Annotated in this window: 9 protein-coding genes and 1 pseudogene; 1 reads left to right on the top strand and 9 read right to left on the bottom strand. The window is 68.0% G+C overall.

Annotation, left to right across the window (positions count from 1 at the left end):
* From EIO58_RS10540 to infC, 8 genes are all read right to left on the bottom strand, one after another.
* Nucleotides 1-869: amino acid ABC transporter permease (locus EIO58_RS10540; RefSeq protein WP_127819504.1), on the bottom strand; the 869-nt coding region annotated here is incomplete at its 3' end.
* On the bottom strand, nt 866-1,513 hold the full coding sequence (locus EIO58_RS10535) for an amino acid ABC transporter permease (RefSeq protein WP_127819503.1): 648 nt from the start codon (nt 1,511-1,513) through the stop codon (nt 866-868). The genes EIO58_RS10540 and EIO58_RS10535, both read right to left, overlap by 4 nt.
* Nucleotides 1,514-1,588: 75 nt before the next feature.
* Nucleotides 1,589-2,461: a glutamate ABC transporter substrate-binding protein gene (locus EIO58_RS10530; RefSeq protein WP_127819502.1), complete on the bottom strand. Its 873-nt coding sequence runs from the start codon at nt 2,459-2,461 to the stop codon at nt 1,589-1,591.
* 77 nt (nt 2,462-2,538) lie between these two features.
* Entirely contained in the window at nt 2,539-3,336 is a 798-nt protein-coding gene (locus tag EIO58_RS10525; protein ID WP_127819501.1) for an amino acid ABC transporter ATP-binding protein, read from the bottom strand.
* A gap of 88 nt (nt 3,337-3,424) precedes the next feature.
* Nucleotides 3,425-4,225: a TrmH family RNA methyltransferase gene (locus tag EIO58_RS10520; protein WP_127819500.1), complete on the bottom strand. Its 801-nt coding sequence runs from the start codon at nt 4,223-4,225 to the stop codon at nt 3,425-3,427.
* Nucleotides 4,226-4,347: 122 nt separating this feature from the next.
* Nucleotides 4,348-4,731 (bottom strand): 50S ribosomal protein L20, encoded by a 384-nt coding sequence (gene rplT, locus EIO58_RS10515; RefSeq protein ID WP_127819499.1) that lies wholly within the window; start codon nt 4,729-4,731, stop codon nt 4,348-4,350.
* 31 nt (nt 4,732-4,762) lie between these two features.
* Nucleotides 4,763-4,957, bottom strand: a complete 195-nt coding sequence (gene rpmI, locus EIO58_RS10510; protein WP_018172232.1) for a 50S ribosomal protein L35 — start codon at nt 4,955-4,957, stop codon at nt 4,763-4,765.
* Nucleotides 4,958-5,028: 71 nt separating this feature from the next.
* Nucleotides 5,029-5,739, bottom strand: a complete 711-nt coding sequence (gene infC, locus EIO58_RS10505; protein ID WP_240658724.1) for a translation initiation factor IF-3 — start codon at nt 5,737-5,739, stop codon at nt 5,029-5,031.
* A gap of 197 nt (nt 5,740-5,936) precedes the next feature.
* Between infC and EIO58_RS10500 the strand changes: the two genes are divergently transcribed.
* The gene (locus tag EIO58_RS10500) at nt 5,937-6,356 is read left to right on the top strand and encodes a DUF1844 domain-containing protein (protein WP_205789220.1); all 420 of its coding nucleotides are present in this window, start codon (nt 5,937-5,939) and stop codon (nt 6,354-6,356) included.
* Here the strand turns inward: EIO58_RS10500 and EIO58_RS10495 are convergent.
* Nucleotides 6,349-6,729, bottom strand: a pseudogene (locus EIO58_RS10495) (aspartate aminotransferase family protein); the annotation flags it as partial. The gene EIO58_RS10500 and the pseudogene EIO58_RS10495 overlap by 8 nt on opposite strands.

The raw sequence follows: 6,729 nt of genomic DNA, 5'->3' as shown, positions 1-6,729 counted from the left end.
AGCAAGGCGGCCGGGTTCAACGGGTCGGTGCCCCTGCCACGGCGTCGCCCTCCGCTCGCGGTGCGGCGCGAGAGCCACCGCGCGAACCATGACAGCGTGAGGTTGATCACGAGGTAGATGACGAGTGTGACGATGAACATCGAGAACAGGTACCGATTGCCGAAGAAGCTCAGCAGGTTGTTCATGTTGTTCCGGATGATCTCGTTGTACCCGACGATGTATCCGAGCGACGTGTCCTTCAGCAGCACGACGAGCTGGGCGACGATGATCGGCAGCATCTGCCGGAACGCCTGCGGGAACTCGACGAGCAGCTTGGACTGGAACTCGCGCATGCCCACCGACAGCGCTGCTTCGCGCTGTCCGCGCGGGAGCGAGGCGAGACCGGCCCGCAGGATCTCGCCGATGAGCGTGCCGTTGTAGAGGATCAGCGCGATGACCACCGCCCAGAACGCGCCGGTCGACGCCACGAGGAGGATGAACAGCATCATCAGCAGCACGGGCATGCCGCGGAGGAACTCCACAAGCCATGCGATGGGAATGCGGACCCAGCCGAACTTGGACGTCCGCAGGAGCGAGAACACGATCCCGAGCACGATCGCCCCGACCGCGGCCACGGCGGCGGCCTGGAGTGTGGCGATGACGCCTCGTCCGATCGATGCCCAGACGATGGGATCGGCGAAGATGTCCCACCGGCTCGGGTCGAACATTCCCGGAAGCGTGATGCCGCCCGACTCGCGCGGCGCCGCGAGCAGCATCACGACCCAGACCGCGAGCGCCCCGATCAGGATCAGCGACACCACCGAGAGAATCAGCGACAGCCGGCGCGCCCTCGGTCCGGGTGCGTCGAAGAGGACCGACGTGCCGCTCATCGCTTCACCACCCAGCGCTTCTCCAGCTGCGCAGCGATGAAGCCGAGCGGGACGGTGATGACGAGGTAGAGGACGGCAGCGGTGAGCAGGATCGGAATCACGATGTTCCCGTTGTCGTTGGCGAGCTGACGTGTCGTCGCGAACAGCTCGACCACGAAGAACCCGCCGGCGACGGAGGTGTTCTTGGTGAGGGCGATGAAGACGTTGATGAGCGGCGGGATCGTCATGCGGAACGCCTGCGGCAGCACCACCAGCGAGACGGTCTGGCCGAAGCCGAGCCCGATGCTGCGCGCGGCCTCGGCCTGCCCGATCGGGACGCCGTTGATGCCCGACCGCAGAGCCTCGGCCACGAATGGCGAGGTGTAGTACGTCAGCGCGATGAACGCGAGCAGTACGTACGGCGCCCGCACCCCGAGCATCGGGAGCACGAACGCTGTGAAGAAGAACACGAGGGTAAGAGGCGTGTTGCGGGCGACCTCTGTCCACAACGCCGCGAATCCGCGCAACGCCGCAACCGGAGAGATGCGCATCGCCGCGATGAGCGTTCCGAGGACGAGCGACAGGACGCCCGACACCGCGAGCAGGAGGAGAGTGACGCGGAAGCCCTCCATGAAGATGGGCATGAGCGACCACAGCTGCTCCATGGGCTCTCCTTCCTTGCGCGGAGCGTGGGGACTGGCGACGACCCGGCCCGATGCCGGGCCGGGTCGTCGTCGTGATCAGTACCGGTCGGGTGCCGGCGGCTCGACGTACGGCAGCACAGTGCCGGCGGTCGAGTTCCAGGCCTCCTCGTAGCGACCGTCCTCGTAAGCCGCCTCGAGGACGTCGTTGATCCACATGCGGAACTCGGTGTCTTCGAGCGCGAGGCCGATGCCGTAGGGCTCCTCGGTGAAGGGCTCGCCGACGACCTTGAACTCGCCCTCGTTCTGAGCGGCGAGGCCCGCGAGGATCACGTTGTCGGTCGACACCGCGACGACCTGGCCATTGCGCAGCGGCTCGAGGCAGTTCGAGTAGGTGTCGGTGAGCACCGGCTCGGCGCCGATCTCGGCGAGCTTCGCCGCGGGAGTCGAACCGGTCACAGAGCAGACGGGCTGGCCGACGAGGTCTTCCTCGCTCTCGATGTCGTCGTTGTCGGCGAGCACCAGGATCGACTGACCGGCCATGTAATACGGGCCTGCGAAGGAGACGACCTCCTTGCGCTTGTCGTTGATCGTGTACGTCGCGACGACGATGTCGACCTCGCCGTTCTCGATGAACGGCTCGCGGTTGGCCGAGACCGACTCCTTCCACTCGATGTCTTCCTCGGCGATGCCGAGCTCGGCGGCGATGATCTTGCCGATCTCGACGTCGAAGCCCTCCGGCACGCCCGAGGGGCCCATGAGGCCGAACAGCGGTTGGTCGAACTTGGTGCCGATCGTGATGCTGCCCGCCTCGTTGAGCTCGGCCATCGTGGTGCCCTCTTCGAAGGTCACCTCTTCGGGCTCGGGAGCGGTGGTCTCCTCGCCGCCAGGCGTGCCGCCGGTGGCGCACGCCGACAGCGCAAGCGCACCGGCAGCTGCCAGCGCGATCAGCGGAAGTCGCATTCGCTTCATGTCTTCGTCCTTTGCTGTGGCGGACCGCTTGTGACGGTCCTCTCGGTTCCCGGCCGCGGCAGGCGGCCGGAGCGGAATCAGTGCTCCAGAATCTTCGACAGGAAATCCTTCGCTCTGTCGCTCTGCGGGTTCGTGAAGAACTTCTCGGGCGTCGCCTCCTCGACGATCGCGCCGTCGGCCATGAACAGCACGCGGTCGGCGGCCTTGCGTGCGAAGCCCATCTCATGGGTCACGACGATCATCGTCATGCCGTCGTGAGCCAGCCCGACCATGACGTCGAGCACCTCGTTGATCATCTCGGGGTCGAGCGCGCTGGTGGGCTCGTCCATGAGGATGAGCTTGGGGTTCATCGCGAGCGATCGCGCGATCGCGACGCGCTGCTGCTGCCCGCCGGACAGCTGGTTCGGCATCTTGCGTGCCTGGTCGGCGACGCCGACGCGGTCGAGCAGCTGCATCGCCTTGTCGTCGGCATCCTTCTTCTTCATGCCGCGCACCCGGATGGGGCCGAGCGTGAGGTTCTCGAGCACCGTCTTGTGCGCGAAGAGGTTGAAGGACTGGAACACCATGCCGACGTCGGCGCGGAGCGTGGCGAGGGCCTTGCCCTCTTCGGGCAGCGGCACGCCGTCGATCGTGATCCGGCCCGAATCGATCGTCTCGAGCCGATTGATGGCGCGGCACAGCGTCGACTTGCCCGAACCGGACGGGCCGATGACGACCACGACCTCGCCGCGGTTGACCACGGTGTCGATGTCTTTCAGCACGTGCAGCTCGCCGAAATGCTTGTCGACGTGGTCCACCACGACGAGCGGCTCCCCGCGACGGACGTTGATGTTCGAGGTGCGCGGCGCCGCTGCCGGTGCATCAGGTGTCGCCATGTTCTTCACCCTAGGTGCGCGCGTCGGCACTCGGCCAGTCGGGCGCGGACCCTTTACCGATCTGTAACAGCAGTGGAATGAACGGCGCTCACGCGACGGCGCGCTGGGCGAAGGCCGTCTCGTACAGGCAGACGCTCGCGGCGGTCGCGAGGTTCAGGGATTCGGCGGCGCCGTAGATGGGAAGGCGCAGCGAGAGGTCGGCGAGCACGAGGGCGTCCTCGTCGAGACCGCGCGCCTCGTTTCCGAACAGCCACGCGGTCGGCTCGGCGAGCAGGTCGCGCGACGCGAGGAAGTCTCCGCCCCCGACATCGGCGGCGACCACCCGCACGCCGGCGGCATGCGCCCTCTCGACCGCGGTCGAGAGATCGACGCCCACCGCGACCGGCAGGTGGAACAGCGACCCGGTCGTGGCACGCACGACCTTCGGGTTGTACGGGTCGACGGTGCGCCCGGTGAGCACGACCGCGTCGGCGCCGGCGGCGTCGGCCGCGCGGATGATCGTGCCGAGGTTGCCGGGGTCGCGCACCTCCTCGCAGATCGCGACCAGACGCGGCGAGGACGCGAAGACGTCGCGCACCGACGTCGGCGACTGGCGCGCGACGGCCACGATCCCCTGCGGGGTCACCGTGTCGGCCATCGCGTCGAGCACGGCCTCGGTGGTGAAGACGACCTCGATGCCGGCATCCGTCGACGCATCGCGGATGTCGGCGTGCTTCTCCAGCGCGGTCGGCGTGGCGAACAGCTCGACGAGCGTCTCGGGCCGGTACGCCAGCACTTCGCGCGCCGCCTGCGGCCCCTCGAGCAGGAACAGGCCGGTCTCGGCTCGGGCGCTGCGCTTGGTCAGCTTCGCGACAGCGCGGACACGCGGAGAGCGAGGGTTCTCGAGCACGGCTCTCAGTCTAGGGTTTGCGGCTCGCGTCCCCGGCATGCGATCCGCGTGACCCTGGCGCCCGGGACTCGAAAGGGCGCCCTCCGTGAGGAGGACGCCCTTTCGGACGACGGATGCCTCGGTCAGGCGCTCTTGGGAGCGTTGACGTTCGCGGGCAGAGCCTTCTTGGCGGTCTCGACGAGCGACGTGAACGTCTTGGGCTCGTTCACCGCGAGCTCGGCGAGCATGCGGCGATCCACTTGCACACCCGCGAGGCCGAGGCCCTGGATGAAGCGGTTGTAGGTGATGCCGTTCTGACGTGCGGCGGCATTGATGCGCTGGATCCACAGGCGGCGGAAGTCGCCCTTGCGCTTGCGACGGTCGCGGTACGCGTAGACGAGCGAGTGGGTGACCTGCTCCTTCGCCTTGCGGTACAGACGCGAACGCTGGCCCCGGTAACCGGAGGCGCGCTCGAGGATGACGCGACGCTTCTTGTGGGCGTTTACGGCCCGCTTGACTCTAGCCATTTCGTTTCGTTCCTATTCGTGCGTCGGGCGCTCAGCGACCGAGGAGCTTCTTGGCGACCTTGGCGTCGCCCGGGGCGAGCACCTGCTCCTGGGAGAGGCGGCGGGTGCGGCGCGACGACTTGCCCTCGAAGTTGTGGCGAAGGTTCGCCTGCTGCTTCATGAGCTTTCCGCTGCCCGTGACCTTGAAGCGCTTCTTGGCGCCCGAGTGGGTCTTCTGCTTCGGCATCTGTTCATTCCTTCGTTTCACATCCCGCGCGGGCGGGAGTCGGATCCCGCGGTGCGGGAGTCTGTGGGGGCCTATTCGGCCGGGGCGGTCTCTGCCGCCTCGTCCTCGGATTGAGGCGCCGAGGTTCCGCCGGTGCGGGCGGAACGGGCGGCTTCCTTGTTCGCGGCGCGCTGAGCGTTCTGCTCGGTCTTCACCTCGGACTTGTTCTTGTGCGGAGCGATGACCATCACCATGTTGCGGCCATCGATCGTGGGATTCGACTCGACGGTGCCGAACTCCGCCACGTCCTCGGCGAACTTGCGGAGCAGACGCACGCCCTGCTCAGGACGAGACTGCTCGCGGCCGCGGAAGAGGATCATCGCCTTGACCTTGTCGCCGGACTGGAGGAAGCCCTCGGCGCGCTTGAGCTTGGTGATGTAGTCGTGAGCCTCGATCTTCAGGCGGAACCGTACCTCCTTGAGGACGGTGTTCGCCTGGTTGCGACGCGCTTCCTTGGCCTTCTGCGCAGCCTCGTACTTGAACTTGCCGTAGTCCATGATCTTGACCACGGGAGGCTTCGAGTTGGGGGCCACCTCAACGAGATCGAGGTCGGCTTCCTGAGCCAGGCGCAGCGCCACCTCGATGCGGACGACGCCGACCTGCTCTCCGTTCGGGCCCACGAGGCGGACCTCGGGCACGCGGATGCGGTCGTTGGTGCGGGGATCGCTGATGCGGAACTCCTTCGTGTGGGTGATGACCACCGCGACACGGGTGCGTCGCGGGCGGAGGACGACCCACTCCACCCGTCAGGACGCTTCGAGCGCCGACTCTGCACCCTGTTCCCGCGCGATTCCCGAGCGGCTACCCCGACCGCGTGACGGTCGGGGCGGAGTGCGTGACCCGGTAGCCTGGAACGGCAAGCGCGGGTGGGATGTAGATCCTCTTTCCGTTCCGGTGCAGAACGCACCGGAGACCGCAGCAGTCTAGCAGAGAGTACGGCGTGGACACGATTCGAGACCGGGACGGCGACACGGGCGACACGGCGGCGGCACAGGATGCCGACCGCCGGGCCCGCTGGGAAGAGCAGGAGCGTGCCGCGGCGTCCGCCACTCGGGACATCGCCGACGTGCCGGCGGTCGAGGTCATCACCACGACCGCGGTGCACCTTCTGAGCGCCGCCGCCGTCAAGGTCGGGCTCGCCGACGATCCCGCGACCCAGACAGACCTCGACGAGGCGCGAAAGCTCATCAACGCGCTCGCCGGCCTCATCACGGCGGGCGCGCCCGAGATCAGCGACATGCACGCCCGCTCGCTCCGCGACGGACTGCGATCGGTGCAGCTGGCGTTCCGCGAGGCATCCGTGATCCCCGACCCCATCGGTCAGGGCCCCGGCGAGAAGTGGACCGGCCCGGTCAACTGATCCCCACCGCCGCGGCTCCGCGCGCGACCGTCTCCACGGTGCGGGCCACGGCCTCGGCATCCGTGCTCCGATTGCTGACGGCGAAGCGCACCACGGTGCGACCCTGCCATGTCGAGGACGACGCCCACACTGTGCCCTCGGCGCGCAGCCAGTCCCCCAGCGCCGCGGTCGCGGCGTCGTCAGGCCCTGCAAGGCACACCTGCGTGAAGACGACGTCGTTGGGCACCGAGAGTCCCGGGATCGTCCGGAATCCGTCGGCGAGGGCGGATGCCGCCGCCGCGAGCCCGCCGACGAGGTCGGCGACGCCGGATCGGCCGAGCGATCGCAGCGCCGCCCACACCGGCACGCCGCGGGCTCGGCGCGAGAGCTCGGG

The organism is Microbacterium sp. CPCC 204701, assembly GCF_004010105.1.
Lineage (GTDB): Bacteria > Actinomycetota > Actinomycetes > Actinomycetales > Microbacteriaceae > Microbacterium.
Note: the sequence above shows the minus strand (reverse complement) of the source record. Positions and strands in the feature narration are given on the sequence as shown.

What these genes read in the sequence shown, in the direction of transcription:
- EIO58_RS10525 (WP_127819501.1), bottom strand. Translation starts at nt 3,336, where the DNA reads ATGGCGACACCTGATGCACCGGCAGCGGCGCCGCGCACCTCGAACATC.
- rplT (WP_127819499.1), bottom strand. Translation starts at nt 4,731, where the DNA reads ATGGCTAGAGTCAAGCGGGCCGTAAACGCCCACAAGAAGCGTCGCGTC.
- EIO58_RS10530 (WP_127819502.1), bottom strand. Translation starts at nt 2,461, where the DNA reads ATGAAGCGAATGCGACTTCCGCTGATCGCGCTGGCAGCTGCCGGTGCG.
- EIO58_RS10535 (WP_127819503.1), bottom strand. Translation starts at nt 1,513, where the DNA reads ATGGAGCAGCTGTGGTCGCTCATGCCCATCTTCATGGAGGGCTTCCGC.
- rpmI (WP_018172232.1), bottom strand. Translation starts at nt 4,957, where the DNA reads ATGCCGAAGCAGAAGACCCACTCGGGCGCCAAGAAGCGCTTCAAGGTC.